We start from the raw sequence: 25,841 nt of genomic DNA, 5'->3' as shown, positions 1-25,841 counted from the left end.
ACAAAGGAAGACCACCATGGCCCAGGAACCGCAGATCGTGACCGACACCCGTCCCGAACCGCCGGATACCGGAAATGAACGGGAAATCCTCTGCGGCTTCCTGGACTTTCTTCGGGCCACTGCCGTGTTCAAGGCGCAGGGGCTGAGCGACGCCGATGCGGCCCGCCGGGTCCTGCCGTCGCTGACCACGGTGTCCGGGCTGCTGCGGCATTTGGCCGACGTGGAGCGGTCCTGGTTCCGCGAACGGCTCGACGGCCAGGACGGTGTCCCCACCCGGTGGAGTGATGAGGAGCCCGACGGCGAGTTCCTGGTAGGGGCTGATGACAGCCTGGCCGGGATCATCAAGGACTACGAGGAAGCCTGCGCCGAATCCCGCGAGGTGCTGTCCCGCTACAGCTTGGATGACATCAGCCTGAACACCGCTTCCGGACACAATGTGCGCTGGATTCTCACGCACATGATCGAGGAAACGGGCCGGCACTGCGGACACCTGGATATTGTCCGTGAACTTCTGGACGGAACAACGGGAGAGTAACGGGGCATCCTCCCTCCCTTTTTTCTTCCCCTCTCCCTCTCCCCGCGGGAGGGCAATAAGTATGCGTTTCAGCCCTGAGGCGAGCACCTACTGCCATCTCGCGGGGGGGGGTGGGGATTGCCGGGTCCTGCGGATTATTACTCGGAGCCGGGACCGCGGGAAACGATTGATGAGCCGGCTGCAGAGTTTGGTTCCGTCTTTTCCCAAGCGTTGAAACTGCGCAGGGTGGCCATAGCCAGCAGGGCGGCAGCGGCAAAAAACGCGGCCGCGATCCCGAACGGGGCGCGCAGGCCGAGGTGCGTCGCCAGGAGGCCGCCCAGAGCGGCACCCGTTGCCAGCCCGCAAAGCCCAACCAGGCGGCCAACGGAGCCAACGCGTCCCATCATGTGCGCCGGAACTATCTTCTGCCGGAGGGTTGTGGCCAGAATATTCCAGATGACGGCGTGGCCCATGTAGACGGCGAGGCTGATCCCCACCACCCAGACGCTGGTGGTGGCGGCTATTACTGCAAAGGCCGCCGCTCCGGTCAGGAGCACGGCCGCTATCGTCCAGCCGTAGCCCATCGCGCGGCGCAGCCGGCCGGCCGCCACGCTGCCGGCCAACCCGCCCAGTGCCGAGACCGACAGCAGCAGTCCGTACCCCGCGGCGTCGAGCTGCAGCACGTCCTGCGCGTAGAGCACCAGGTACGAGAAAGGAATCATGTAGCCAACGCTTGCCAGTCCGCCGATGATGATCAGGGTCCGCACCACCGGATGGCGCATGGCCCAAACCGCCCCCTCCCAGATCTGCCGGGCAACTCCCGCTTCGGGCCGGGGCCGGCTGGCGGTTCCCGTCGATGCAATAATGGCGGCGCCGTGAACAGGTTGGTATGAGCCTCGAAGCCGCCAGTACGCGGTTCCTGCCAGGAGGAAGGCTCCCACCGTGACCAGGGACGGGGCAAATGCCGCCATGGCGAAGAGGAAGCCGCCCAGCGGAGGTCCGATGAACTCGTCCACCAGGGTTTGAGTTCCCGCGATCTGGGAGTTTGCCCGGTCCAGCTGGTCCGGTGGGACCGCCTGCGGCAGGACGGCCACCGCTGCGCTGTCGGAAATCGTTTCGACGATCCCCATAAAGGCGTAAACGGCATACAAAGCAGCCAGGGGAGTGGCATCGGCAACCACCAGGGCGGTGAGCGCGGCAAAGATCGCCGCCCGGGACAGGTTAGCCAGATACAGCAGCCGGCGCCGGTCCACGCTGTCGACCAGGACTCCGATGCCCAGAACCGTGAGCAGGCGGGGCGCGGTGTAGAAGATCGAGAGGGCGGCGATGGCCAGCGGATCCTTGGTGATGGCGGCTGCCAAGAGGGGAAGGGCGACGAACGTGATGCCGTCGGCCAGGTTTGAGGAGGCGTTGCCCGTCCAGATCTTTCGGTACTCTGATCCGAGTTTCATCCGCGCTCCCGTTGTGGCTGCCTGGCATGCATCAACGGTGAGCGGCTCGTCCGAGAGCGCCGTCACCGAAGGCAAGGGCCAGTCAACCACAACCGGCCGCTCCACGGTGACGCGGCGGCACCGGGGGAACCGGGGGGGGCAGACACAAAGCTGGGCCGGCTAGCCGACGTCGGTTTGCTCGAGCCAGGCCTTGAACCGGGAGTATATGGCAGGGGTGTCCTGTTCCGCGGCGTCCGCGCTCACTCCGGTCAGTCCCGACAGCCGCACGCTGAACACCGATTCGCTGTCCCCGGTGGGCGTGATGAGGTATTCGAGCTCGCCGGCCGGTTCGCCGGCCACTCTTTCGTCCCAGCGCGCGTCGAACGTCATCACCAGCCGGTAGGGAGCGTCAGTCTCCAGGACCGTTCCCACAGTCAAGTCTTCGCCGTCAGCGCCCATGGAGTAGTCGGTGCCGGGCTCCATCGGCCCGCGAAGAATCGAGTTCCACATCCAGCTGCGGGTCACGTTGGTGGCGGTGAGTGCGCGCCACACCTCTTCGGGTGGACACGCCAAAGCGGTGGAAAAGATGATCTCAGTGGAAGCAGCATTGGGCATGGCGGTTACCTTTCCGTTCAGCGCTGTGGGCGTGCGCGGGCCGGAGGGATGGACAGTGCGAGACCCGGACCGGTGGCCGAGAGTAATTCAGCGTCCCGCGGTGCGCCAGCGCATGTTGCCGGATCGTTACCGCTGCCCGGTCCCGCTCAGAGCAGCAAGGTGCGACGGCGGGGCCGCCACCAGAATCTCCTCCGGTCCGCGGCGGTAAATGGCCACACTCCACCGCGGGTTGTACCGCAGCAATGCCTCCGAAAACCGTGCCGGACGCATCCCGGCATACTCCGTCCGCTGCAGTGCCAGCGGGTCGCTGTCCCGCAATGTTCCCTCCAGAATCTGCAGCGTCAGCCGGTCCGGGTAGGGAGTGGCCAGTGCGCGCGTCCACTTGCTGCGCCGGGTGGAGGAATCAGTTTTCCGGATTTGTATCCGGCACTCGAACTGGTTCCGTGCTTCGTAGCGGCGCAGCATCTGAGATTGCCGCCTCAACTGGACCAACGCAATGGCAGCGGGCGTCAGAAGGAGAATCCAGAACTCATGATCTCCGCCCCGGCGGAACAGGAAGACGCCAACGGCTGCGGCCGCCGCGAACGGGAGAAGGAACAACAGCCGGTCACGCATCGAACCGGACAAAGGCGCGCAGTGGCAGGCCGGCGTTGTCGTCCGCCGGCAGGTCTCCGCCTGCCTGCCGGTAGCCGAGTGACTCGTAAAAGGTTTTCTGTCCGGGTTCGGTGTCCGTCAGCAGCACTTTTTGACGCACGTGGGCAAACGGTGCCAGCACCAGTTCCACCAGCCGCCGGCCCAGCCCCGTGCGCTGGTGCCGCGGATCAACCAGGACGTCCTGCAGGTAACAGACCGTGTGGCCGTCCGAGACGACCCGGGCCAGGCCCACCAGCTCCGGCCCTTCCCAGGCCACCGCCACTTTCGCGGATCCCGCCAGCCCTGCTGCCAGGGTGTGCGGCGCATCCGTGTATGCGCTCCAGCCCACGGATTCATACAGGCGGACGACGGCGGTAAGGGGCAGGTCGGCGCCGGCGGCATAGTCAAGGGTGGGCATGGCGACAGCCTACCGGCGGTGCAGCGAATCCGGGGAGCTCTTGTGTATCCGGGGACCACATGACACTATCGACCTTCGATAGATAATTATCGGCAGTCAATCCATGGGGGATACCCGTGACCAAAGCAGCCGCAGCCGAGCTCAAGCTGATCCTTGCCATTCTGTTCGCCGGAGCTGTGGTTGCCCAGACCGTCATCCTGCCCTGGATGGGCGCTGACGTCGTCGCGCACTTTCCGGAAGTCCGGAACCTGTACCGGCCCATCCTGGTGCTGTCCGTCCTCGCGGTGGCCTGCGTCGAGGCGTCGCTGGTGTGTCTTTGGCGAATACTGACACTGGCCGGCCAGGACCGCCTTCGGCGGCGGGCCTCGTTTCGCTGGTTCAGATCCCTCGTGTCATCACTGCTGGCCGCTGCCGGCCTGATGGCCGCGATTCTGGCCGTGATTACGGAGGCGGACCAGGGAACGGGCGGGCCAATCCCTCCGCTGGCGCTGCTGCTGGGCATCGGCGGGTGTACCTGCGCCGCACTGATTGTCATGGTGAAGTACCGTCAGCTGGGCCGTGCGGCCGAGTATCGCCAGCTCCCGTGACAAAGTTGCGTGAGGGCAGGCGATGGGGCGACGAGCTATGGCTGGGGTTCGCGATCGGTTTTTTGTGCCTGACCCCGGTCTCGACGTTCTTCGCCTTCGCTTCCGGCCTCGATTTTGATCCGGACGACTACCCCGGCTCGTACTATCTGGAACAGATTCCCCGGCGCCAGGCGATGATGGCCATCACGTTGCTCGTCCCTGCGGTGGCGGCCGTGACGGCAGGGGCCGCCGCTTTGGTGCAGCCCCGGTCATGGCCCAAGACCGTGACGACGGCCGTGATTCTTGTGCTGGCCGCTGTGGATTTTTGGTTCTGCTGGGTGCTGGGAAGCGAGGCCGTGGACAGCGCGCGACGGTATTCGGAGATGTTTTAGCCTGGAGCTTCATTCGCGGTATTCTCCCGAAGTGCGGCAGTCCATGCCGTGTTCGGCCGGTGATAGGATTTCGAAAAGTAAAAAAGCAATGAAGGGATCAGGATGGCTAGGCGTTCTAAAAGGGACCGACTAGCAAAGGGTAAATACACCCGAATGGCCAAGGAGATAGCGTTTCTGATTGCCGGGATGGTGATTTTTTCGGGGGATTCACCTTGGGTGTGGGGATGGTCCTGGAGGCCCACGATGACCGCAGAGTCCTGGACGAAGGTGTCCGAACCACTGGTGTCATCACCAACGTCGAGTTTTCCACCGGTGGCAGGCAAAAAGAATACAAGGAACTGACAGTTTCCTTTCTCACCGAGGACAGACGTGTTTACGCCAAAGGCGCCCGTGAGCGCTATTACGAGCATATCGACGGATCAAAATCGACAGTTTCAGATGAAATGCATGGGGAGAAAAGAGTAGTTTTCTATGATCGCTCTGATCCGAGCAAGTCAGTCATAGAAGGCGAGCCTCAATCATTCACTGCGGGTTATTTGGTGATCCTGTTATCGGTCGGCTTCGGAGCTTCGTTCATCTGGACAGGCGGGGGTGGTCTGCGAAGAAAACAAGCGTGATAAGGCGGAACCGCCCAGCCACTGCTTCCGAAACCGGCCCAGGCAGCGAAGCCGCCGTTACCGGGCAGCCGAGGTGTCCTTTTCCTTTTCCACCAACGGATCGGGATCCAGGAACGCCACGGTGAGCACGGCGGCAGTCTGCTCGATCTGCCATTCGCGCGCGCCCAGACCCCGAAGGGCAGCACTGATGCTGTCCAGATTAATGTCAGCCGGCGGACGCCACGCCACCCGGCGCAGGGTGTCCGGCGTCAGCAGGTTCTCGATCGGCAGGTTCAGCTTCTCGGCGACGGCGGCCAGCCGCGGCTTTGCGGTCTGGAGCCGGGCTGCTGCCACCGGATCGTTCTTGGCCCACACCCTCGGGGGTGGCGGCGCATGCGTGGGAATGTGCAGCGGCGGCAGGTCCGTAGAGGACCGGCCCGCGGAAATGCAGCGCATCCACCGCGGAGCCTCCTTCTGGGCGGCACGGCCGTGGAAGCCCGGAGTAGAGAGCAGCTGGGGCACCGTGGCGGGCATGGCGCGTGCCGCGGCAACGATGGCGGAGTCCGGGATCAGCCGTCCCGGAGCGGTGTCGCGGTTTTCCGCAAGGTGCTCGCGTTCGGTCCAGAGTTCGCGGACGACGGCGAGCTGGCGGCGGTCCCGCAGCTGGTGCATTCCGTTGGTGCGGCGCCATGGATCCACCCGCGGGGGCGTGGGAGGCGCCGTGCGGATGGCCTCGAACTCCTGCTCGGCGAAGCTGAGCTTCCCGGCGTCGTCGAGCAGTTTGATGAGTTCGATCCGCAGTTCCGCCAGGACCTCAACGTCCAGTGCCGCGTAGCGGAGCCAGGGTTCGGGCAGCGGGCGCGTGGACCAGTCCGCCGCGGAATGTTCCTTGGCCAGGGTGAAGCCGAGCAGGTTCTCGATGACGGCGGCCAGGCCAACGCGGGGGAGACCGGCCAGACGGGCGGCGAGCTCCGTGTCGAAGAGCTTGTCCGGCCACATTCCCAGCTCGGACAGGCAGGGAAGGTCCTGGGTTGCAGCGTGCAGGATCCACTCGACGCCCGAAAGTGCGTCGTTGATGATGTCCAGGTTGTCGAACGGTTCCGGGTCGATTAGCCAGGTGCCGGAGCCCTCACGGCGGATCTGGACCAGGAAGGCGCGCTGGCCGTAGCGGAATCCGGAGGCGCGTTCAGCGTCGACGCCTGCGGGTCCCGTTCCCGCGGCCAGGGCCTTTGCCGCTCTTTCCAGGCCCCTGGGGGTGTCGATGATCAGAGGCACCCCGTCTTTTGGTGCCTCCAGTAACGGGAGCTGCGGGGGCTCAACGTTCTGGTCAGCGGATGGGGTCTGCGTGGAGGAGCCGGGTATTTGCGCGGTCATAAGAACTTCAGTCTATCGAGTCTGCCGGTGCCACAGTGACAGGGCGGCGTCTGCTGGCCCGGCAGGGGACGTAATGGCAGGCTCCGGCGGAACTCATCGCTGAGTAACGGCTTAGCTAAGTGACGGCTAACTGCGGCGCACCCGCGGCAGGGGAGTAACACCCTCCGGCAGCGGCGGCAGCCCTGCGAAGGTGCAGACCATGTCCGACCATGCCTCGAGGTGCGCCTGCACGTCTGCTGAATCCGGGGTCCAGGATGCCCGCAGTTCAATGTCGATGGCGTCGCCGCGGCCGGCGAGGGTTCCGTAACTTTCGGACAGGATCCTCGTGGCGGTTCCGCCGGCGGACGAGTAACCGGCCTTGTGTTCCTGCAGGGCTTCCACCAGCCACGTCCAGGCCACGGAACCAACCAGCTCATCGTTGCCCATGTCGGGTTCCAGCTCGGCCCGGATATAGGTGACAATGCGGAAGGTTCCGTTCCAAACGGCGGATCCCTCCGGGTCATGCAGCAGGATGAAACGGCCCGTGGCCAGTTCGGTCTGCTCCGGAATCACAATTCCGGAGGGGCCGTGGCCCAGACCCTCGTCACGTGCCAGCGGGCCGGAGGCCAGGACTTCTGCGCCCAGTGACACCGCGAAGGGTGCCAGCCGGGTGGGAGCCGGAATTTCATTCAGATGCAGCTCTGGCCGGCACTGCGCCCTGCGCAGTGAACCAAGAGCTTTCAGGAATTCCGGGGGTACTTGTGATAAGTCACCAATTGCACTCACCTTCGCAGACTACGGGTGCCGGCTCTGGGCGGAGGTTCAGGCTCGCCGACGTATCCCATTCGTTACCTGTCCAGCCTAGGAGGGGTTGCGTCCGTCGGGAAGGTGCGGCCGCACGACAGGGGAGTGGCCGTTGGGTGTCCTCAACTCTGCCGCATGGCATCTACCTATGAGACGAGCTTTGCATAAACAACATAGTTGTCTTCGAACTCACTTGTTTTCGAGTGATAGCCCTCGGTTGTGATGAGCCGCGGCTCAGCTCCCTCCGTATTTCCATAAACCTGTTCCGTCGGGAAATGGATCCAGACCGAGGGCGAAGCCTGGAGGTTTGAGGAGAGCAAGGGAGTTGCGTAGCAGTTAGCCCGGCGGGAAAAATTGGGCAATCAGCGTCGATCTTAGGAGTAATTGGTCGCCATGAACCCAGAAGAAGCACCGGAAGGCGTTAGTGCACGTCCAAGTCGCCATGGCGGTTCGACAAGTGTTGCCACTCAAAAGCGCTGGCTTCACTGGCTTCGTAAGGGGTGGCCAGTCGTGGCGGGCTTGGGGGTTCTCGTGGGGCTGGCTGGCGGACTGATTCAACTCGGTCAAACCGTATCCACTAGGTCAGGTAGCGCAGACACTCTAACGATTAGCGCCGGTAACGTTGCAGTTACGCGGGGCGATTATGCGATTCCCGTCGACGCGCCCTTTGACAAGTTCCCCACGAACTTGGTTGATGACCCTGACGTGCCCAACGTGAAAAGCTGCAGCGAGGAACAGCATCAGTGGTTGAGGCAGCACGGGATGCCGTTCGTCACGACCTTATTCGTAAGCATGCGAAACATAGCCGACTCTGGTGGCATCACGGTTCGTGACTTCAGAACCAATGGTGAGGTGAAGAGCCCGAGGACTCCTCTCGTTGCTGTTCGGTGCATGATTCCCATCGGAGGTGCTGTGCTCTCTCAGGCTGGTCTCCTAAGGCCAGATAACAGATCTGTTGCCGTTTGGAGCGACGTTGAGCAGATTAAGGGTCAGGGACAGGTCTTCGATGGCGGATCTCCTGTGGTCTATGACTTGGCGGCAAGCGAATCGGCGCAATTTCAACTCACCATTCAAACGGAGGGCGACTTCTTGGGCTCAGTTGAAGCAAAGGTGCTTGCAGGAGATGAGGAGTCCACGGTCAAGCTTGACATCGATTCGCAGGACGAGGCTGACGGGGCGGACCGCATATTCCTTCCGAACTTGAATCGTGACTTTGACATCGGCATCGGCTCGGGGCCCGGCTACGAGGCGGAGCCCGGAAGACCGTTCTACGTCGACGGCACGCGCTACACGGTCGCTGAGCTCCAAGACCGACTAAAGGAGCTAGTGCGTTAGCCCCTTTGCTCCTGCCAGATCGAGGCACCAAGGCTGCGGTCGGTTTGCCAGTGAGACGTGCTCCAGGGAAGTCGTAGGGTCGATGATCACAAACTCACCAGTCCCGCGGGGATCGGCCTTTGATCAGGATTGTGTTTGAACAATGTCCGGGCTTCCCGGCATGTGCACAATGCACCCCTCAATCTGCCCCCCAAACGTCGCCGGCCCCGGACCCTCCCATGGAGAGTCCGGAGCCGCCAGGTACACCAGAGAAACTAGCTGATCGGCGGCGCTTCCGGATCCTGCGGAGCCGCGGGAGCCTGCGGACCGGCGGCAACCTCACGGGCGATCGCCTCGGCGAAGGCATCGACGTCGGACTCGGAGGTGTCGAAGGTGCACATCCAGCGCACCTCGCCGGTGGCCTGGTCCCAGTCGTAGAACCTGAACGAGGACCGCAACCGGTCAGCCACACCGGCCGGCAGCTTGGCGAACACGGCATTGGACTCGGTGGCCTGGGTCAGCTCGACGCCGTCGATCTTCTCCACCGCAGCGCGCAGCCGCTGGGCCATGGCATTGGCGTGCGACGCCGACCGCAGCCACAGGTCATCCCCGTACAGGGTGACGAACTGGGCGGAGATAAACCGCATCTTCGAGGCCAGCTGCATGTTCATCTTGCGCAGGTAATCCAGGCCGGGGGACGCCTCGGGGTTCAGCGAGACGATGCACTCGCCGTACATCATGCCGTTCTTGGTTCCACCCAGGGACAGGATGTCGACGCCGGCCTCGGACGTCATCGCGCCCAGACCCACGCCCAGGGCCGCGGCGGCGTTGCCCAGCCGGGCGCCGTCCATGTGCAGGGTCATGCCGTGTTTGTGGCAGTGCTCGGCGATGGCGGTGATTTCCTCCACCGTGTAGAGGGTGCCCAGCTCGGTGGACTGCGTGATGGACACGGCCAGCGGCTGCGCGCGGTGCTCATCGCCCCAGCCCCAGGCCTCCTGGTCGATCAGTTCGGGTGTGAGCTTGCCGTTTGGAGTGGGGATCTGCAGCAGCTTCATGCCGCCGATCCGCTCCGGTGCGCCGTTTTCGTCCACATTGATGTGTGCTGTGGAGGCGCAGATGACGGCACCCCAGCGCGGCAGCAGCGACTGCAGGGCGGTCACGTTGGCGCCGGTGCCGTTGAACACCGGGAAGGCGCGCATCTGCTGACCGAAGTGTCCGGCGAGCACCTCGCGCAGCTTGGCGGTGTAAACGTCCTCGCCGTAGGCCACCTGGTGGCCCTGGTTGGCGGCAGTCAGGGCGTCCAGGATTTCCGGATGCACACCGGAATAGTTATCGGAGGCAAACGCTCGGATGGATATGTCATGCAGGGGGGAAATGTTGGTCACAGTGTCCAGTATCTCTTACGGTTCGATCAGTTTTCACCGGCAGTGCCGGTGAGGTCGTCCGGCTCCCGGCCGGCGAAGGAGTCGGGCCTAGGCTCCGGGAACCAGCGAAATGCGTTTGCCGTTCAGCGAGGCCGCATCCTCCGCAAAAAGCCCGACGACGGCGCCGGCCAGGTCCCGCACATCGGTGTAGGTGCTGAAATTGCGCTCCGGCTCGGCCTGCCGCATCGAGTCATCCACCAATGCCTTGACCACGAGGATGACGGCGGCCGACCGCTGGGGTCCAGGGTCCTGCTTCGCGCCGGACTGGGCCCGGCGGAAGCCCTGCGCGATGGCCTGCATCCAGGCCTCGGCGGCGGCCTTGGCCGCCGCGTAGCCGGCGCCGCCGGCCGTGGGTGAATCCACGGCGGTGGAGGAGACGATCGCCAGCCGGCCGTCGTCGGACGCTGCCAGCTGGTCGTAGAAGCTGCGGCTGACGTTGCGCAGGGTGCGCAGGATGTTGGTTTCCAGGAAGTCCCAGTCATCGTCCGTCTGGCCGGTGATTCCGCCGCCGCCGCGCCAGCCGCCCACCAGGTGGATCAGGCCGTCAATTCCGCCGTAGGTTTCCTGCAGGTCCTGCGACAGGGCATCCACGTCTCCGGGATTGGACAGGTCGCAGGTGCGCAGGTCCGCGTCGAGCAGGTCAGCGAGGGTGGTTTCCAACCGGGCCGCATCGCGGCCCACCGCCACCACCTTCGCACCGGCCGCCTCCAGCGCCCGGCACACTGCGGTGCCGGAGGCGGAGGCCGCACCGGCCACGAGGACGGTCCGCCCACGGACGGAGGGCGTTTCGGATGATCCTGCGGCCGGCTCAGTGCGCATTTACTGTGAACTCCCTGTGATGCCCGAGGTGGACTCGATGACAGTGTTCATTTTCTTGGACAACGCTTCGTAGAACATGGACAGCGGGAATTCGTCGTCCAGCACCTGGTCCGTGAGCCCGCGCGGCGGACCGTCGAGCGGCAGCGCGTCGGGTCCCTTGGCCCACACCGATGCCGGGTTGGGCGTCAGCGTCGCCGAGACCAGGTCGTAGGCGGCGAACCAGTGGGCGGTCTTCGGCCGGTCAATGGAGCGCCAGTACAGGTCTTCGATGTTCGCTCCCAGGCGCACGACGACGTCGGCCACGTCCTCCCAGTCGATGCTGAGTTTGCCGTCGGTCCAGTGCAGGACGTGGTTCTGGTGCATCCACGCGAACAGCAGCTGGCCGCCGAGGCCGTCATAGTTGCGCACCCGGCTGCCCGTAATGGCGAACCGGAAGATCCGGTCAAAGATCACCGCGTACTGGACCAGCGTGGCATGTTTGCGCGCTTCCGGGGAAGCATCCTCGTCTTTTTCGATCTTTACGGCTTCCCGGAAGGCGGTGAGGTCGCAGCGCAGTTCCTCCAGGGAGTAGAGGAAGTACGGCATGCGCTGCTTGATCATGAACGGATCGAAGGGCAGGTCTCCGCGCATGTGCGTGCGGTCATGGATGAGGTCCCACATGACGAAGGTTTCCTCGGTGAGGTGCTGGTCATCGAGCAGTGCTGCGGCATCCTCGGGCAGCTGCAGCGAGGTGATCTCGGCGGCGGCGCGGAGCACGCGGCGGAAGCGTGCGGCTTCGCGGTCCGCAAAGATGGCGCCCCAGGTGAAGGTGGGGGTTTCGCGCACGGCCACGGACTCGGGGAACAGCACCGCGGAGTTGGTGTCGTAGCCGGGGGTGAAGTCCAGGAAGCGGATGGGCACGAAGAGCTTGTTGGAGTACTCGCCGGCTTCGAGTTCGCCGATGAACTCGGGCCAGATGACCTCGATCAGGACCGCTTCCACGTAGCGGTTTGTGGAACCGTTCTGCGTGTACATGGGGAACAGCACCAGATGCCGCAGGCCGTCCGTGCGGTCCAGCTGCGGGGAAAACGCGAGCAGGGAATCCAGGAAGTCGGGTTCGCCCAACCCGTCGGCTGCCCAGCGCTCCAGGTCTTGAACCACCAGGCGGAGGTATTCGGCGTCGTGCGGGAAGGCCGGCGCCAGGGCGGTGACGGTGGCGGTGAGTGTGCCCACCAGATCCTCCGCAGCGGTGCGGTTCTCGGCATCAACCGAGCCGTTCTTGTTCTGCAGCTGCTGCAGGTCAGTGGCCGCCTGTTTCAAGGCACGCCAGGCCCCGGAATCCACCGGGCTACCGTCCGAAGCCACGTCATCAAAGCGAGGACGGGGGAGCGAGGGGAACGCGTGAAGAGACATAGCGGCGGCCTTCCGGAGACGCCGCTCCGAATCTGCAGGGAGCGGCTGACGATGTGTTGGGTCGAGCATACTCACAAAAAACTAACGCTTACTTTAAATTGGGCAACTCGTTAGTACCTCTTATGCTCAGTCCGGGCCGTCATCCGTTGGACCATAACTTACAGCCGCACGTGATACTTCAAGACGGCGGCGCTTCCGCTCCCGGTCCGGGTGGCTAAAACGCCGCCCTGCCGCTCGATTGTTCGTGTCGAGCCAAGATTGTGGGCGGCGCACATGAGGACAACATTCTCCATTCCCCGTGCCCGGGCGATGGTGAGCATCCGGCCCAGGGCCCATGTCCCTATTCCGCGCTGCCGTGCCGACGGCCGAATCCCAAAGCCAATGTGTCCGGCGAGCTCCACTGCGGGATGGGTTTCGTGGCGCAGTGCTATGCCTCCAAGCACGTGGTTGCCCCCGGTGATCCACCGATAGGTGCACTGATCGGATTCGGCGGCGAGCCGGTCCAGCCAGGCCTCGAATCCGGAAAGTGAATCGACGGCATCCGTTTCCAGCAGCCCGAACCCGTCTTCGTGGCTGCCGGGGCCCCATTCCCCATGGGCTTCCGTCCAGGCAGCATGCAGGCGGGTTGTTGGAGCAACCAGGTGATGCACGGGATTTATGCCCGGAGCCCCGGAAGGTGAAGACCCCGGGAGTTAGGCGGTACGCCGTGCACCGGAAACAACTGCGAGCTTTGCGGCCCGGTTTGCCTTGACCGCCGCAACAGTAATTGCCGCCAGACCGGCCAGAGAGCCTCCGATAATGAGTCCGCCCGCAGTCTCGTCGGAGGGACTCAGCGCTAGGACCAGAATGCCGCAGACAGCAAAGATCCCTGCAGCTGCATGAGTTGGCCAGCGTGCGGCCTGGTGTCCGGCAAGCCATGCTTCCGGGGAGTGCTGCACGTACCCCACCCGGATGCCGATGAGGGAGTTCATTCCGAGCTTCCCCCGGGCCGTTGCCTCCGCCGCCCACGAAATGGCCATTCCAGCCGCAATTAATACAATTCCACTAATCCCCATGGCGCCAGCCTAGCTGGTGGCACTCTCGGTGGACCGCCAGGCGGGTGTGCGTGCCATATTTTCGCCCCTGTGGATAAGCCCCCTTTTCCGCCTGACAGGGCAGAGGATACGGGTACAGTGGGCGAAACCCGTCAAGGAATCATCACCGAAAGCCCATATCCACAGGAGCTGGAGTCAAATTGCTGATCTTTACCGGAGCCGATATTTCCGCACAATCCGTCAATGTGGTCTCGCATGGACCGGTGGGCTGGATATTTTCAGTATTACTGGCGCTCTACGCGGTCCTGGTGATCGGTGCGCTGGTCAGCATCGCCAAAAGCTCCCATCCCACGCCGACCGTGAAAGTGGTCTGGTTCCTGATCGTCGTCGTGGCCCCGTTTCTTGGTTCGATTCTCTGGTTCACTGCCGGGAAACCGAGGGCGCCGCGGGGTTCGGAACGCGGGCGCTAATGAGACGGTTGCCTGGCCACCCGCCAGGCGCGTGCGCCCAGCAGAAAGCTGACCACAACAATCGCGCCGGGCACGATGAGCCAGTTCCAGCTGCTGGTCCATCCGATGCCAACCGCATCGGGGAACGAGAAGGCCTCAACGTCAACGAAGAGGAAAGTCGCGTGAGCCTCCGCCGGTGCGTTCGAGTCGACGGCGGCCAGCATTCCAAGGGTGAACAGCAGGAAGGCCACCCAGTAACCGAAGAGTGTCAGCGCGGCCACCGCGGCGCCCACTGACCACAGCGGGCGAAGTGGGCTCTCATGCGCATACTGCCTGGCCAGTGTCCTGGGCGCCCCGAGATCGGCGAGAGCCGCGGTGGTGTCCCGGGGGTCGCCCGCCAGAGCCTGTCGAAGTTCGCGGAGGGTTGCCTTGCGTTCCCTGCCCGTTACCAGCCCCTCAAGATGCCAGTCCAGACGGGTGAGGTACCAGTCCGTGCGCATCCGGTCGCGGAAAGAGCGTTTGGGTGTGGCTGCGGTTCGCAGGCTGCCGTCAGTCATTTTTCGGGTGCTCCTTCTCGGTGGCGTCCCGGACAGCGGTGGACACGGCGTGCCACTGCTCCTGTGCCGCTTCCCGCGCGGCCATACCCGCCGTCGTGAGGGCGAAGTATTTCCGGGGCGGCCCATTGGTGGATTGCACCATGCGGCTGCTGACCAGGCCGTCCCGTTCAAGCCTGCTGAGCAGCGGGTAAACCAGACCCGTGGTGACGTCCAGTCCGAGGGCGGTCAGCCGTTCGGTGAGCTGGTAGCCGTAGGATTCCTCCCCGGCAATCAGGGTCAAGGTCAGCAGGGGCAGGACCGCGCGGACCATCTGCGCATCCTGCTGGGCCTGTATTCGGGACATGCTAGTAATAGAACACTAATAGTCCCGGGGCACAAGGGTTCCCGGCGCGGGGGTTCCCGTAATACCTGCCGCCCGGCCGCCCGGGAAGTCAGCTGCTTAGTAGCCGCGGCTGTTGGGGGACTCCGTGCCGATAACCGTCAACGACACCTCAGGGTGGTTTTTCTCCACACGCTTGAGGGCCCAAACATCGTTGAACAGAGCCAGATAGGCGCCGTCGGTGCGCTGCAGAACCTCTGCGCCGTGCACGTTGGCCAGGACCTCGGCGGCGTCAGGCGTGGTAAGCCTTGCCAGCGAGTAGGACAGCTGCTCGTAACGCATGGGCGCGTTAAAGTCCTGCGTCATGCGGTCCTCGACCACTTCGAACTGCATGGGTCCGACGGCGGCCAGCACCGGCGCCTGGTCACCGCGCCGGTCAGAACGCAGCACCTGGATGATGCCCTCGTGCTCGAGCTGGTCAATGCCGCGGCGGAACTGCTTGTAGCGGCTGGGGTCCTTGGAGCGGGCCACCCGGAAATGTTCCGGGCTGAAGAACGGAATCGGCGGGAATTCCACCGGCGCCTCCACATAGAGGCTGTCGCCCACGCGGAGCGCGGAGGCGTTCACCAGTCCGACGACGTCGCCGGGCCATGCCTGGTCGATGACCTCGCGTTCGCGGCCAAAGAGGTGCTGTGCATATTTGGTGGCAAAGGTTTTGCCGGTGTTCGAGTGGGTGACCACCATGCCGCGCTCAAAGACGCCGGAACAGACCCGGATGAAGGCAACATGGTCACGGTGCGCCTTGTTCATGCCGGCCTGGACCTTGAAAACGAAGCCGGAGAACGGTGCATCCACGGGACGCAGCTCGCCTTCCTTGTCTTCGCGCGGGCCGGCCGACGGCGCCAGGTCCACCAGGGCGTCCAGGATCTGCTTCACGCCGAAGTTCAGCGCGGCGGAGGAGAACAGGATGGGGGTGGCCTTGGCGTTGAGGAACGCGTCACGGTCGAATTCGCGGCCGTCAATGACCAGGTCGGCTTCACCCAGGGAGTCTTCCCACACTTCGCCTTCGGCGGCCAGGGCTTCCTCCGGAGTGAAGTGGTCCTCCTTGGCCAGCGAGGCGCCGGAGTTCTGCCGTTCGAACTTTACGTATTCGTCCTTCTTCAGGTCCCAGACGCCGCGGAAGTCTCCGGCGATGCCCACGGCCCAGGTCAGCGGCATGGGGGTCAGACCGGTGCGTTCGGTGATTTCGTCCATCAAGGCCAGCGGGTCCAGGCCCGGACGGTCCCACTTGTTGATCACGGTGATGATGGGGAGGTTGCGGGCGCGGCAAACCTCGAAGAGCTTCATGGTCTGTGTTTCCAGGCCCTTGGCTGCGTCCACGAGCATCACGGCGCAGTCGACGGCGGCGAGGACGCGGTACGTGTCCTCGGAGAAGTCGGCGTGGCCCGGGGTGTCGAGCAGGTTGATGACCGTGTCCCGGTACGCGAACTGCAGTGCCGTGGAGCTGATGGAGATACCGCGGTCCTTTTCCATCTGCATCCAGTCGGAGACCGTCTCGCGGCGGTTTTCCTTGCCGTTGGTGGCGCCTGCCGTGCCGATAACCCGGGCGTGCAGGGCCAGCGCCTCCGTCAATGTGGACTTACCGGCGTCGGGGTGCGAGATCACCGCAAAGGTGCGGCGTCGGGAGGACTCGCGGGCAATTGCCGCAGTCGCTTTGCCGGCCGGACTGGTGGTGGCGCTGACGGTGGGCTGAACCTGTAAGGACACTCCGCTGCTTTCACGTGTGGTGGGATGCGGCCGCAGGGCTTGGCACTCGCGGCTGTGCTGCCAGCAATGACAGCCTTTCCATTCTAGCCGTTCGGCGCAGGGGCTTCGGACGGTGCAGCCACGTTCCGGGACGTTCCGGCGGCGCTTCGCCTGCCGCGCAGTAGCAGAGGCAGCACTGACAGCGCGCAGAGTGCACTCATGGTGACAATCATGGCGCGGTAATCCAAGACGCCGATCAGGGCAGCCGCGATCATCGAAGCACCAACCTGCGGCACGTTCATGATCACCTGCGTGGCTGCGGCCGTGCGTCCCTGCATCCCGGCCGGTGTTTCGGTTTGCCGCAGGGTGATGAAGGCGATCGCCACCCATGAGACGCTGACGCCGGTCAGTGCCGCACCTCCCAGTATCAGGGCCAGTGAGGAGAGTGCCGTGGTCAGCAGTCCGGCGGCCAGCAGGACAACCCCTGCGGCGATGGTGGCGGGGATCCCGAACCGCCGGATCACCATACTTGCGGTAATCCCGCCGGCCACTGCCATCACTCCCTGAAATCCCAGCAGGACGCTGAGGAACTCCGGCGGGCGTCCGAGGCCCTGCTCCACTGTGGCGAAAATGGTGACGTCCAGGATGCCGGTGGCTCCGATGGCGATTCCCAGGGTCAGCAACGCCCGGCGCAGGAGGGGATGGGTGGCCAGGAAGCGGAATCCCGCCGTCGTGCTGTGCCAGAAGGACTCCTCGGGGTCCATCTCGTGTTTGCTTTCCTTCAGCTTCAGTGTGGCGAGCACGACTGCTGCGGTGAGGAAGCAGGCAACTGTCAGCAGCACCACGGAGTCCATGCCCCACAGTGCGAGCATCCCGGCGCCCAGCAGCGGCGAAGCAATGCGCAGGCCCTGGTCAATGCTGCTGAGGATGCCGTTGGCGGGTGCCAGCAGCCGGTCGGGCAGCAGGTCACGCAGCAGTCCCGACTGCGCCGACGCGGTGATGTAGGCCGTGTTCGCGTATACGACGATCACCGTGTAGACGATCCAGAGTTCCTGGATGTCACGCACGAGCAGCAGCGCCAGGACCACCACTGCGGCGCAGATGTTGTTGATGACGACCAGCGGCCGGCGCCGGTACCGGTCCGCCAGACGTCCCGTAAAAGGCGCCAGCAGGGCAGGCAGGCCAAGGGCGGCGAACACCAGGCCGGCGGCTGCGTCGCTGCCGGTGAGCTGCTTGACCCAGATGGCGGCCGTAAGGAACAGTACGGAGTCGCCGAAGTTGGAGAAGACCCAGCCCAGGGCCAGCCGGCGGAAGGCCGGCACCTTCATAACGTCGCGGTTGGTGCCGATGCTGCCCGCCCTGTCACGTCCGGTATTCATTGCCCCTGCTCCGGTTCGACGTTCACGACGGCGAACAGCCGGGCGGCGACGGCTCCCGCGGGACGCAGCTCCGGGTTGTCACGCCGTCCCTCGAAGCGTTCGGTGAGTTTCCACAGGTCCTTCCGGAACTCCATGATCTCCTCGCGGGTGGCGTAGAACCCGACACCGAAGACAGTGGAGACGTTGACGTCCTCGGGCGGAAGTGCCGGTGCCTGCCGGAGCCAGGACTGGATCCGGTTCAGCTGTCGGTCCACCTGCACGGCTGCCGTTGCGGCCACGGCGTGCGTGGATCCGGGGATGTTGGGGTCAATGCCCTGCGAGCGGCTGCGGGAGACCACTTTCCACGGTTTTTCCCGGCCGGGCCGGGTGACCTGCTCGATGTACCCGTGCTTGGCGAGGGTGCGCAAATGGTAGGAGCAGCTGGCCACTGATGCTCCGATAGCGGCGGCACACTCCGTGGCGGTGGCGCTTCCGGCGTCGTCGAGGAAATCCAGCAGTTCCAGCCGGACCGGATGGGCCAGTGCCCGGATCCGGACGGGATCCGTGACCACTTGTTCCCCGGGGTATCCCGGGGATGCGGCATGCTCCGTCGTCTCGCCGCGCTCGCCATTCTCGCCGGGGGCAGTGTGCTCGCCGGCATCCGTGGTTTGTTCAGGACTCATGCCGGGAGCGTAGTTAGTAAAGAAGTCTTTAGCAAGGGTTCTTTATAAAGGACCCTTGTTATTGCGGACGATCCGCCATCACCGCTTCCAGAACTCTTTGCGCAACTTCTGAGGGGGAGCAGACGGAGGTGTCAATCACGGCATTTTCCAGGCGTGCTGCTTCGAGAATTGTTTCCAGCTCCAGGGTTCGCCGCAGATGCCACTCACGTCCGGCAGGATCAGCGATGTGGCGCTCCTCAATCCTGTTCCGGCGGACTGCTTCCTCAGCTGTCAGCCGAACGATGAACAGTTGCCATTGGTCAAGGGCTTCTGTGTACTGTGCGACGGCTGCCTTCTGCTCGATGACGCCGGCAATTACCAGTGTGGTCATCCCGGCAGCCAGGTAGTTCGATGCCATGGCTTTGAGGTTGGCGAGTTCGAGTCCGTGGTTGAAGGGGTCTCCCTCCGCTGGGGGCCACGCCTGCCGAAGCCGGTCCAGATCGATCACGGCATGCGGGATCTGTCGTCTTCGGAGGAGATCACCCAGCGCATCGGCGGTGGCCGTCTTGCCGGCTCCCACCGTTCCGTTCACGAAGATGGCAATGCCTGCAAGTCCCATCTGCGCAGCCTAATGCGTTAGAAATTGAGGCGTTGGGTATCGGTGGTTCCGTCACTGTAGGTCACGTCCACTGCGGCTCCGGTTTCGGAGGCGTTCTGCAGCTCATCGCCGGGCATCCAGAAGGCGAAGTGCCCCAGGGAGACTGTTGCGGTGACTTGTTCCCCGGAAACACTTGTGTAGGTGATGCCGGTGATGTCAGAGCCAGCCGCTCCGGAGGCCAGGGAGATCGGGTTGCCACCCACGGATCCGGTTCCCAGCTGTGAGACGGCAAGCTCCCGGGGTTGGGGCCCGGTGCCGGTTCCGGACTTACCGATGGCACCAATCATGCCCTGCCGGAACCACGGCGCAGAGGCATCGGTGACGCATGTGGCATCGAATCCTCCGGCACCGGCAAGGACGACGGTCACCCAGTCGCCTCTGCGTTCAGCGATGGCAGTTTGCGCGGTAGCAAAATCGTCCTTGTACATGCCGTCAGAGACTTCCTCTCCGGAAGCGCGGCATTCAGCAACGGCGTCCCCGCGGGCCGCCTCGTTCAGGGTGACCGGGGTTGGTGTCCAGGTCGCAAAGGCCGGATCCCCGCCGGTGAGCGACGGCGCGACGAGGAGGACGGCGGTGACTGCCGCCACCGTGGCACCCACTGCGAGCGTTCGGCGCGAAGGACGCTGCGGCGTAGATGTTCGAACGCCGGCGGCGGTTTCCGGCGTCGAGGTCTGCTGTGGTGTGGGCGCATGGGACAGGATCCGGTCCAGATCGACGCCGGCCCGGACGGGTTCAGGCGGCGGGGCGTCCGTCGCAGCGTCCATGGACCGCAGCAATGCGTCGATGTTCCGGGGCTTTTTCATGGGGTTGTTGTCCTTTCAGCGGATGCTGCGGCGGCGTCCGTGGACTGGGGCAGGTGATCAAGAAGTAACCGGAGGGCGCGCCGGGCCCGGGTAAGGCGCAGACGGAAGGCGACGGGAGAAATGCCAAGCACCGCGGCGGCCTGGGGCGCGGTAAGGTCCTCAAGTACTGACAGGCTGAGTGCTTCCTGATGAACCTCAGACAGAACGTGCCACGCGCGGCTGAGATCAATGCGGTTAGCCACCAGGTCATCGTGGGAGCCAACGCGGGGGCCGGCATGGACGTCGGCAAGCCGAATCCCCAGTGCCTGACGGCGCTGCTCTCCGCGATGGGCGTTCAGCATGACGTTCCGGGTGATCCCGAAGATCCAGGCCCTGGCATCATCGTGATGCGAAGGCACCTCATCGAGACGGCGCCAGAGAACCAGCATGGCGTCGGCTACAACGTCTTCGGCAACACCGGGATCAGTGCGCCGTTGGACGAACCGCAGGAGATCCGGATACACCGATCCATACAGCGCACGGAAGGCGTCGGCCCGGTCCGGGCCAGGCGAAGAATCACTCATACCCATACCTGTCCGTCACCGGCACAAGTGTGTCGCACGGGTGAACGAACCGCCGGCATTTCACGCGCGTCCCTCATCAAGGGCGCTAATTCGTCCCTGCCGCCACGCCGGTGCCGCACTCATACCAACGGTCTGGTGCCGTGGTCGTCCGCATCGCCTAGTGTGGTTTTTGACACCATGGACCCGGGTGCCCGCGGCGGTACCGGCTCCCGCCTTCCAGCGACGAAAGGCCTTTCCTCATGGCTGAAGCATTCATTATTGACGCGGTCCGCACACCGGTTGGCCGGCGCAACGGCGGACTGAGCAGTATCCATCCGGCCGACATGGCGGCACACGTCATTGCTGAAACGGTGCGCCGCACCGGCATCGACTCCGCTGAGTTTGACGAGGTCATCCTCGGTGCCATTGATCAGGTGGGACCGCAGGCCATGGATATCGCGCGCACGGCGTGGCTTGCCGCCGGTCTGTCCGAGCGCGTTCCGGGAACCGTGGTGGAACGCCAGTGCGGGTCCGGACAGCAGGCGGTGTCCTATGCCGCGCAGGCCGTGATGAGCGGAACCAGCGACCTGGTACTCGCCGGCGGAGTGCAGAGCATGTCCTCCATACCCATTGGCTACGCGAACACCGCGGCACAGGAGCTCGGTTTCCCGGACCCGTTCACCGGATCAACGGGTTGGGCTGAGCGGTACGGAGACCAGACGGTGTCCCAGTTCCTCGGCGCCGAAATGATGGTGGACAAGTGGGGCCTCACCCGCTCCGAACTGGAGGACTTCGCCGTCGAATCCCATGTCCGGGCGCTCGCTGCCCAGGCCGAGGGCCGCTTTGACCGGGAAATTCTGCCACTGAATGGCATCACCGCCGATGAGGGTCCGCGGGAACCCAACCGCGCCAAGATCGAGTCCCTGGCGCCCCTGTCCGAGGGCGGCCGCCTGACCGCAGCCACGTCGTCGCAGATTTCCGATGCCGCCGCCGTGCTGCTGCTCGCCTCCGAGAGCGCCGTGCGGCGCTATGGACTGAAGCCGCGGGCGCGCATTCATTCGATTTCCGCCCGCGGAGATGATCCGATCATGATGCTCAGCGCCCCAATCGAGGCCACCCGCCATGCCCTGGGGCGCACCGGCATGAGCCTGGACCAGATGGACCTGCTCGAAATCAACGAGGCCTTCGCCTCCGTGGTCCTGGCCTGGCAGCGGGAGCTCGACGTCGACATGGACAAGGTGAACGTCAACGGCGGGGGCATATCGCTGGGCCACCCGATCGGTGCCACGGGCGCCCGCATCATGACCACGCTGCTGCACGAGCTGGAGCGCACCGGCGGCCGCTACGGCCTGCAGACCATGTGCGAGGGCGGCGGGCAGGCCAACGTCACGATCATCGAACGGCTCGACGAGGGGTTCCGCCTGTAGATGTACTGAGCTCGGGATGTACTGAGGCAGGACCGCGCATCACAGCGCACTGAACCGGCCCCGACACGCGTGTCGGCGGCCGGTTCGCTGTTGTCAGTCAGCGCTGTTGATCCTTTGCTCAGCTGGTCCGGAACCGCAGCGTGACCAACTCAAAGGGCCGCAACGAGAGCCGAACGTCGCCCTTCCCGTCCGCTGACACAGCGGCGGAGACAGCCCCGGGGTCCACGGGGCATTCCATCAGATCCGTCGCCGCCACCGAGGAATAGCCGAAGGACGGCGTGATCTGTACCGTCGCGCGCCCGCCGAACGCCTCATAGAGCCGGACGACGACGTCGCCGCTGCGGTCCTCGGCTAGCTTGACCGCCTCGAGGACCACGGCCGGATTGTCCAGGGCCAGCAACGGGACGGCGTCGGGGGACTGAACCCCTGACACGGTCCGCAGAGGCAGGTTGAGCCGGTACCCCTCGGCTACCGCCTCCGGAATCCCCGCAGCCGGACACAGCGAGAACCGAAACCGGTGGGAACCCTGGTCGGTGCCCGGATCCGGGAACAGCGGTGCGCGCAGCAGCGAGAGCCTGACCGTCGTGCAGGTCACCCCGTCCACTTCGTCCCGGATTGTATCGTGCCCGTACGTTCGGTCATTGGCCACGGCGACGCCGAACCCCGGCTCACCGACGTGGATCCAGCGGTGCGCAACGGTCTCGAAGCGGGCGGCGTCCCACGAGGTGTTGGCGTGGGTGGGGCGGTAGATGTGCCCGAACTGGATCTCCGAAGCCGCCCGGTCAGCGTGCAGATCCAACGGAAAGGCGAGCTTGAGCAGCTTCTGCCGCTCGTGCCAGTCCACGTCGACGGTCAGGTCCACGGCCGTGCCGTCCGGGCTGAGCATAATTCGCTGGACCAGGGTGGAGGAGCCGAAAGACCTGTCGATGCGCAGCACCCGGCCGTCGGCCTCCAGCTCCATGGCGTCGGGGTGCATCAGGTCCGCGGTGCTGAACCGGTAATGCGCGTCCAGGTCCCAGGCATCCCACTGGTTGGGCGTGTCGCGGAAGAGCTGGAAGTGGTTCCCGGGCCGGCCGGGTGGGAACACCTCACGGCCCCCGGCGGTCAGCGAGGTAAACAGTCCGGCCTCATCCACGGTCAGCTGCAGATCGTCTCCCGCCAGCTTCCAGGCGGTGCCCTGCCGTTCCCAGCTTCCGGCGGTTCCCGTGTCCCGGGGGGTCGGCCCAGCTGCTGCCGAGCCACCCGCCACACCCTGCTGCGGATACGGCCCGGAGTTCAGCACAGTCGAGCTGTCTCCGCTGCCCAGCAGCGCCCGGGCGGCGTCGTCGATCAATGTCTCCAGTTCGGCCGCCACCCGGGCATAGTTGCGCTCGGCTTCCTGATGCACCCAGGCAATGGAGGTTCCGGGGAGGATGTCGTGGAACTGCTGGAGCAGGACGGTGTGCCAGATGCGCTCCAGCGTGTCGTAGGGGTACTCCCTGCCGGTGCGCACGGCCGCTGTGGCCGCCCACAGTTCGGCCTCGCGCAGCAGGTGCTCGCTGCGCCGGTTGCCGCGCTTGGTGTTGGCCTGGCTGGTGTAGGTGCCGCGGTGAAACTCCAGGTAGAGCTCCCCGGACCAGACCGGCGGCTCGGCCAGTTCCTCCTCAGCTGCGGTGAAAAAGCGTTCCGGGCTGGACAGGCGCACCTTCGGCGACCCTTCCAGGTCCGCGGTGCGCCTGGCTGCGGCGAGCATTTCCCGGGTTGGCCCGCCGCCGCCGTCGCCCCAGCCGAACGGAACCAGCGAGGTGTTCCCGAAGCCCTTCTCGGCATATTGCCGCTGGGCGCGGGCCAGTTCCTGGCCGGAGAGCTCGGAGTTGTACGTGTCCACGGGCGGAAAATGCGTGAACAGGCGGCTGCCGTCGATGCCCTCCCACAGGAACGTGGAGTGCGGCATGGTGTTGGTTTCATTCCAGGAAATCTTCTGCGTGAGGAACCACCGGGCGCCGGCGGCCCGGGCGATCTGAGGCAGCGCCGCAGAGTAGCCGAACGAGTCCGGCAGCCACACCACCTCGGGATCGACGTTGAACTCCTCCTGGAAGAAGCGCTTCCCGGCCACGAACTGGCGTACCAGCGCCTCGCCGCCGGGCAGATTGGTGTCCGATTCCACCCACATTCCGCCGGTGGGAACGAACTGTCCGCTGCGTACCTTCGCCGCGACCCGCGCAAACAGGTCCGGGTAATGGTCCTTAATCCAGGCGTACTGCTGGGCGGAGGAGGCGGTGAAGACGAAGTCGGGGTCGTGGTCCATCAGCTCGAGCACATTGGCGAAGGTCCGGGCCACCTTGCGTACGGTTTCCCGCACCGGCCAGAGCCAGGCACTGTCGATATGCGCGTGCCCCACGCCGTGGACCCGGTGGGCGCTCGCATACGCCGGGCTGGCCAGCACCGCGGCCAGCTCGTTCCGGCCGGCGCCGGCGGTTCCGGCGATGTCGGAGGGATCGACGGCGTTCACCGCCCGTTCCATGGCCCGCAGGATTTCGTACCGGCGGGGCAGATCCATGGGCAGTTCGTGCATGAGCCCGTTCAGGGTCCAAAAGTCCCGCGCCAGGTTCCACGCAGACACGTCCAACAGGGCAAGGTCTGCGGTGCGGCAAACGTACAGCGGCGCGTCCCCCGCCGTGGCCCGGTCGCCCAGCGGTGTGGGCGCATAGGTGAAACCCGCAATCACGTCCGGATTGGAGGCGGCCTCAACGAAATAGGTGAACGAATCGCCGGGGCCGTGGGGGAGCGGAACATGCATGTTCCGCGGTTCCACCGCCTTCACGATCGATCCCTGGTCCGTGTAGACCAGTGCCTCGGCCTGAAAGCCGGGACCGTCTCCGTTGAAACCAAGGTCGATGACCAGCTCCGGCCGGGCGCCGTCGTCGTCGGGCCAGTCCGCCGGTACGGTGCCGCTGACGCGGAACCAGGTGGTGTCCCACGGTGCTCCCCAGGCCTGGCCCGTGCTGAACGGAAGGAACTCCTGGCGTGCTGCCTCGTCGAAGGTCACCGGTTCCCCCGGTGCCGTCCACGCGGTGATGTCCAACGGTTGCCGGTCCCGCCACCGTGCGGGTTCAAGCCGCTCGCGCAGGAACCGGCTGATGCGGGCTTCGACAAGTTCGCGGTTTTCGTGCACCGGGCACCTTAGCCTTTCATGGCCCCGCTGAGGGCGAAGGAGCCACCCATCGCGCGGGAAATGACGTAGAGGACAATCACGGGCAGCGAATACAGGAGGGAGAACGCAGCCAGCTCCCCGTAGGCCACTCCGCCGTACTGGTCGAAGAACCGGAAAATGCTCACAGCTGCCGGCTGGTTGTCCGGGGAAAAGAGGAGGATGAACGGAACGAAGAAGTTACCCCAGCCCTCGAGGAACACGAAGATAAACACCACCGCCAGGCCCGGCCGCATCAGCGGCAGCACCACGTAGAACAGCGCCTTCATGGAGGAGGCCCCGTCAATCCAGGCGGCCTCCTCCAAGGACACCGGCACCGAGTCCATGAAGTTCTTGGTCATCCAGATCGCGATCGGCAGGAAGGTGGCGCCCATGAAGAAGATGGTCCCCGCCAGCGAATCGAGCAGGTTCAGCTGCACGAACAGGCTGTACACCGGCACCATGATCGCGGTGATGGGCAGGCAGGTGCCGAAAAGGATGGTGTACATGAAGGGACGCTTATAGCGCATCTGGTAGCGCGACAGCGGGTAGGCGGCGAGCACCGCGGCGGTGACGGTCACCAGTGCCGAACCCACGGCGAGAATGAAGCTGTTCAGCAGTGGAATGAAGGTCTGCTGGGCAGTCATGATGGCGCCGAAGTTCTCGAGGGTGAGCGTGTCCGGTACCGCCAGTTCATAGGAGGCATTGGCGTTGACGGAGGCGGTCAGCAGCCACGCCAGCGGCAGCAGGAAGCAGGCGGCCAGCAGCACCAGCGCGATGTTGGCGGTCCGGGCGCTGCGGGACCTGTCCACTCTCCGTGCGGGGGCGGCGGTGACGACGGCCATGG

The 25,841-nt window shown here is 64.8% G+C and carries 28 protein-coding genes; 7 read left to right on the top strand and 21 right to left on the bottom strand.

The window, feature by feature from the left end; all coding sequences use genetic code 11:
• The first annotated feature begins 16 nt into the window (after positions 1-16).
• A complete protein-coding gene (locus tag AAE021_RS08265; RefSeq protein ID WP_342025129.1) occupies positions 17-535 on the top strand; it encodes a DinB family protein in 519 nt (172 codons plus the stop codon).
• Positions 536-672: 137 nt separating this feature from the next.
• Here the strand turns inward: AAE021_RS08265 and AAE021_RS08260 are convergent, their stop codons facing one another.
• The 4 genes from AAE021_RS08260 to AAE021_RS08245 all read right to left on the bottom strand — a co-directional run bounded on the left by AAE021_RS08260 (position 673) and on the right by AAE021_RS08245 (position 3,610).
• On the bottom strand, positions 673-1,965 hold the full coding sequence (locus AAE021_RS08260) for an MFS transporter (protein WP_342025128.1): 1,293 nt from the start codon (positions 1,963-1,965) through the stop codon (positions 673-675).
• Between the two features lie 159 nt (positions 1,966-2,124).
• A complete protein-coding gene (locus tag AAE021_RS08255) occupies positions 2,125-2,559 on the bottom strand; it encodes an SRPBCC domain-containing protein (RefSeq protein ID WP_342025127.1) in 435 nt (144 codons plus the stop codon).
• 126 nt (positions 2,560-2,685) lie between these two features.
• Positions 2,686-3,174: a hypothetical protein gene (locus tag AAE021_RS08250; RefSeq protein WP_342025126.1), complete on the bottom strand. Its 489-nt coding sequence runs from the start codon at positions 3,172-3,174 to the stop codon at positions 2,686-2,688.
• Positions 3,167-3,610, bottom strand: coding sequence for a GNAT family N-acetyltransferase (locus AAE021_RS08245; protein WP_342025125.1), 444 nt, complete (start codon positions 3,608-3,610; stop codon positions 3,167-3,169). The genes AAE021_RS08250 and AAE021_RS08245 overlap by 8 nt, the downstream gene beginning before the upstream one ends.
• A gap of 116 nt (positions 3,611-3,726) precedes the next feature.
• On the opposite strand from AAE021_RS08245, the gene AAE021_RS08240 reads away from it, so the two are divergent.
• The 3 genes from AAE021_RS08240 to AAE021_RS08230 all read left to right on the top strand — a co-directional run bounded on the left by AAE021_RS08240 (position 3,727) and on the right by AAE021_RS08230 (position 5,185).
• Complete coding sequence (locus tag AAE021_RS08240) at positions 3,727-4,197, top strand: DUF2975 domain-containing protein (RefSeq protein ID WP_342025124.1); 471 nt, start codon at positions 3,727-3,729, stop codon at positions 4,195-4,197.
• On the top strand, positions 4,194-4,568 hold the full coding sequence (locus AAE021_RS08235) for a hypothetical protein (RefSeq protein WP_342025123.1): 375 nt from the start codon (positions 4,194-4,196) through the stop codon (positions 4,566-4,568). The genes AAE021_RS08240 and AAE021_RS08235 overlap by 4 nt, the downstream gene beginning before the upstream one ends.
• Before the next feature lie 224 nt (positions 4,569-4,792).
• Entirely contained in the window at positions 4,793-5,185 is a 393-nt protein-coding gene (locus AAE021_RS08230) for a DUF3592 domain-containing protein (RefSeq protein WP_342025122.1), read from the top strand.
• A 57-nt stretch (positions 5,186-5,242) separates the two neighbouring features.
• On the opposite strand, the gene AAE021_RS08225 is transcribed toward AAE021_RS08230, so the two are convergent.
• Together AAE021_RS08225 and AAE021_RS08220 are read right to left on the bottom strand one after the other, a co-directional pair.
• On the bottom strand, positions 5,243-6,538 hold the full coding sequence (locus tag AAE021_RS08225) for an HRDC domain-containing protein (protein ID WP_342025121.1): 1,296 nt from the start codon (positions 6,536-6,538) through the stop codon (positions 5,243-5,245).
• 126 nt (positions 6,539-6,664) lie between these two features.
• The gene (locus AAE021_RS08220; protein WP_152219020.1) at positions 6,665-7,294 is read right to left on the bottom strand and encodes a DUF3000 domain-containing protein; all 630 of its coding nucleotides are present in this window, start codon (positions 7,292-7,294) and stop codon (positions 6,665-6,667) included.
• Between the two features lie 537 nt (positions 7,295-7,831).
• Here AAE021_RS08220 and AAE021_RS08215 point away from each other — a divergent pair.
• Positions 7,832-8,656, top strand: a complete 825-nt coding sequence (locus AAE021_RS08215; protein ID WP_342025120.1) for a hypothetical protein — start codon at positions 7,832-7,834, stop codon at positions 8,654-8,656.
• Positions 8,657-8,910: 254 nt separating this feature from the next.
• Here the strand turns inward: AAE021_RS08215 and AAE021_RS08210 are convergent, their stop codons facing one another.
• The 5 genes from AAE021_RS08210 to AAE021_RS08190 all read right to left on the bottom strand — a co-directional run bounded on the left by AAE021_RS08210 (position 8,911) and on the right by AAE021_RS08190 (position 13,241).
• Positions 8,911-10,020, bottom strand: a complete 1,110-nt coding sequence (locus tag AAE021_RS08210) for a low specificity L-threonine aldolase (RefSeq protein ID WP_342025119.1) — start codon at positions 10,018-10,020, stop codon at positions 8,911-8,913.
• A gap of 87 nt (positions 10,021-10,107) precedes the next feature.
• Positions 10,108-10,878 carry an SDR family NAD(P)-dependent oxidoreductase gene (locus tag AAE021_RS08205; RefSeq protein WP_342025118.1) on the bottom strand — a complete coding sequence of 257 codons (771 nt, stop codon included), beginning with the start codon at positions 10,876-10,878 and terminating at the stop codon, positions 10,108-10,110.
• On the bottom strand, positions 10,879-12,222 hold the full coding sequence (locus AAE021_RS08200) for a DUF6421 family protein (RefSeq protein ID WP_425362462.1): 1,344 nt from the start codon (positions 12,220-12,222) through the stop codon (positions 10,879-10,881).
• A 206-nt stretch (positions 12,223-12,428) separates the two neighbouring features.
• On the bottom strand, positions 12,429-12,920 hold the full coding sequence (locus AAE021_RS08195) for a GNAT family N-acetyltransferase (RefSeq protein ID WP_342025116.1): 492 nt from the start codon (positions 12,918-12,920) through the stop codon (positions 12,429-12,431).
• A 42-nt stretch (positions 12,921-12,962) separates the two neighbouring features.
• Positions 12,963-13,241: an SdpI family protein gene (locus AAE021_RS08190; protein WP_342025115.1), complete on the bottom strand. Its 279-nt coding sequence runs from the start codon at positions 13,239-13,241 to the stop codon at positions 12,963-12,965.
• 263 nt (positions 13,242-13,504) lie between these two features.
• Here AAE021_RS08190 and AAE021_RS08185 point away from each other — a divergent pair, with 263 nt between their 5' ends.
• Complete coding sequence (locus tag AAE021_RS08185; protein WP_342025114.1) at positions 13,505-13,774, top strand: PLD nuclease N-terminal domain-containing protein; 270 nt, start codon at positions 13,505-13,507, stop codon at positions 13,772-13,774.
• On the opposite strand, the gene AAE021_RS08180 is transcribed toward AAE021_RS08185, so the two are convergent.
• From AAE021_RS08180 to AAE021_RS08145, 8 genes are all read right to left on the bottom strand, one after another.
• Positions 13,771-14,310 carry a hypothetical protein gene (locus AAE021_RS08180; protein ID WP_342025113.1) on the bottom strand — a complete coding sequence of 180 codons (540 nt, stop codon included), beginning with the start codon at positions 14,308-14,310 and terminating at the stop codon, positions 13,771-13,773. The genes AAE021_RS08185 and AAE021_RS08180 overlap by 4 nt on opposite strands.
• Entirely contained in the window at positions 14,303-14,653 is a 351-nt protein-coding gene (locus AAE021_RS08175) for a PadR family transcriptional regulator (RefSeq protein ID WP_342025112.1), read from the bottom strand. The genes AAE021_RS08180 and AAE021_RS08175 overlap by 8 nt, the downstream gene beginning before the upstream one ends.
• Before the next feature lie 96 nt (positions 14,654-14,749).
• Positions 14,750-16,330, bottom strand: a complete 1,581-nt coding sequence (locus tag AAE021_RS08170) for a peptide chain release factor 3 (RefSeq protein ID WP_342025348.1) — start codon at positions 16,328-16,330, stop codon at positions 14,750-14,752.
• A 149-nt stretch (positions 16,331-16,479) separates the two neighbouring features.
• A complete protein-coding gene (locus AAE021_RS08165; protein WP_342025111.1) occupies positions 16,480-17,754 on the bottom strand; it encodes an MFS transporter in 1,275 nt (424 codons plus the stop codon).
• Entirely contained in the window at positions 17,751-18,416 is a 666-nt protein-coding gene (locus AAE021_RS08160; RefSeq protein ID WP_342025110.1) for a helix-turn-helix domain-containing protein, read from the bottom strand. Before AAE021_RS08160 ends, AAE021_RS08165 begins: the two co-directional genes overlap by 4 nt.
• A 58-nt stretch (positions 18,417-18,474) precedes the next feature.
• Complete coding sequence (locus AAE021_RS08155) at positions 18,475-19,014, bottom strand: zeta toxin family protein (RefSeq protein ID WP_342025109.1); 540 nt, start codon at positions 19,012-19,014, stop codon at positions 18,475-18,477.
• Positions 19,015-19,031: 17 nt separating this feature from the next.
• Positions 19,032-19,856: a hypothetical protein gene (locus AAE021_RS08150; RefSeq protein WP_342025108.1), complete on the bottom strand. Its 825-nt coding sequence runs from the start codon at positions 19,854-19,856 to the stop codon at positions 19,032-19,034.
• Positions 19,853-20,419: a sigma-70 family RNA polymerase sigma factor gene (locus AAE021_RS08145; protein ID WP_342025107.1), complete on the bottom strand. Its 567-nt coding sequence runs from the start codon at positions 20,417-20,419 to the stop codon at positions 19,853-19,855. Before AAE021_RS08145 ends, AAE021_RS08150 begins: the two co-directional genes overlap by 4 nt.
• 239 nt (positions 20,420-20,658) lie before the next feature.
• On the opposite strand from AAE021_RS08145, the gene AAE021_RS08140 reads away from it, so the two are divergent.
• On the top strand, positions 20,659-21,825 hold the full coding sequence (locus AAE021_RS08140) for an acetyl-CoA C-acetyltransferase (RefSeq protein WP_342025106.1): 1,167 nt from the start codon (positions 20,659-20,661) through the stop codon (positions 21,823-21,825).
• Positions 21,826-21,943: 118 nt separating this feature from the next.
• Here the strand turns inward: AAE021_RS08140 and AAE021_RS08135 are convergent, their stop codons facing one another.
• Together AAE021_RS08135 and AAE021_RS08130 are read right to left on the bottom strand one after the other, a co-directional pair.
• Positions 21,944-24,979 carry an alpha-mannosidase gene (locus AAE021_RS08135; protein ID WP_342025105.1) on the bottom strand — a complete coding sequence of 1,012 codons (3,036 nt, stop codon included), beginning with the start codon at positions 24,977-24,979 and terminating at the stop codon, positions 21,944-21,946.
• 8 nt (positions 24,980-24,987) lie between these two features.
• Entirely contained in the window at positions 24,988-25,839 is an 852-nt protein-coding gene (locus AAE021_RS08130; RefSeq protein ID WP_342025104.1) for a carbohydrate ABC transporter permease, read from the bottom strand.
• Between the last annotated feature and the right edge of the window lie 2 nt (positions 25,840-25,841).

Source organism: Arthrobacter citreus, from assembly GCF_038405225.1.
In the GTDB taxonomy this organism is placed as follows: domain Bacteria; phylum Actinomycetota; class Actinomycetes; order Actinomycetales; family Micrococcaceae; genus Arthrobacter_B; species Arthrobacter_B citreus_A.
This window is presented reverse-complemented; position numbering and strand designations above follow the sequence as displayed.

Bases quoted from the DNA above. Each gene is read 5' to 3' on its own strand.
- AAE021_RS08160 (WP_342025110.1), bottom strand. From the start codon at position 18,416: ATGAGTCCTGAACAAACCACGGATGCCGGCGAGCACACTGCCCCCGGC.
- AAE021_RS08140 (WP_342025106.1), top strand. From the start codon at position 20,659: ATGGCTGAAGCATTCATTATTGACGCGGTCCGCACACCGGTTGGCCGG.
- AAE021_RS08245 (WP_342025125.1), bottom strand. From the start codon at position 3,610: ATGCCCACCCTTGACTATGCCGCCGGCGCCGACCTGCCCCTTACCGCC.
- AAE021_RS08225 (WP_342025121.1), bottom strand. From the start codon at position 6,538: ATGACCGCGCAAATACCCGGCTCCTCCACGCAGACCCCATCCGCTGAC.
- AAE021_RS08190 (WP_342025115.1), bottom strand. From the start codon at position 13,241: ATGAACTCCCTCATCGGCATCCGGGTGGGGTACGTGCAGCACTCCCCG.
- AAE021_RS08180 (WP_342025113.1), bottom strand. From the start codon at position 14,310: ATGACTGACGGCAGCCTGCGAACCGCAGCCACACCCAAACGCTCTTTC.
- AAE021_RS08130 (WP_342025104.1), bottom strand. From the start codon at position 25,839: ATGGCCGTCGTCACCGCCGCCCCCGCACGGAGAGTGGACAGGTCCCGC.
- AAE021_RS08260 (WP_342025128.1), bottom strand. From the start codon at position 1,965: ATGAAACTCGGATCAGAGTACCGAAAGATCTGGACGGGCAACGCCTCC.
- AAE021_RS08205 (WP_342025118.1), bottom strand. From the start codon at position 10,878: ATGCGCACTGAGCCGGCCGCAGGATCATCCGAAACGCCCTCCGTCCGT.
- AAE021_RS08150 (WP_342025108.1), bottom strand. From the start codon at position 19,856: ATGAAAAAGCCCCGGAACATCGACGCATTGCTGCGGTCCATGGACGCT.
- AAE021_RS08265 (WP_342025129.1), top strand. From the start codon at position 17: ATGGCCCAGGAACCGCAGATCGTGACCGACACCCGTCCCGAACCGCCG.
- AAE021_RS08145 (WP_342025107.1), bottom strand. From the start codon at position 20,419: ATGAGTGATTCTTCGCCTGGCCCGGACCGGGCCGACGCCTTCCGTGCG.
- AAE021_RS08250 (WP_342025126.1), bottom strand. From the start codon at position 3,174: ATGCGTGACCGGCTGTTGTTCCTTCTCCCGTTCGCGGCGGCCGCAGCC.
- AAE021_RS08255 (WP_342025127.1), bottom strand. From the start codon at position 2,559: ATGCCCAATGCTGCTTCCACTGAGATCATCTTTTCCACCGCTTTGGCG.
- AAE021_RS08175 (WP_342025112.1), bottom strand. From the start codon at position 14,653: ATGTCCCGAATACAGGCCCAGCAGGATGCGCAGATGGTCCGCGCGGTC.
- AAE021_RS08165 (WP_342025111.1), bottom strand. From the start codon at position 17,754: ATGAATACCGGACGTGACAGGGCGGGCAGCATCGGCACCAACCGCGAC.
- AAE021_RS08155 (WP_342025109.1), bottom strand. From the start codon at position 19,014: ATGGGACTTGCAGGCATTGCCATCTTCGTGAACGGAACGGTGGGAGCC.
- AAE021_RS08230 (WP_342025122.1), top strand. From the start codon at position 4,793: ATGGTCCTGGAGGCCCACGATGACCGCAGAGTCCTGGACGAAGGTGTC.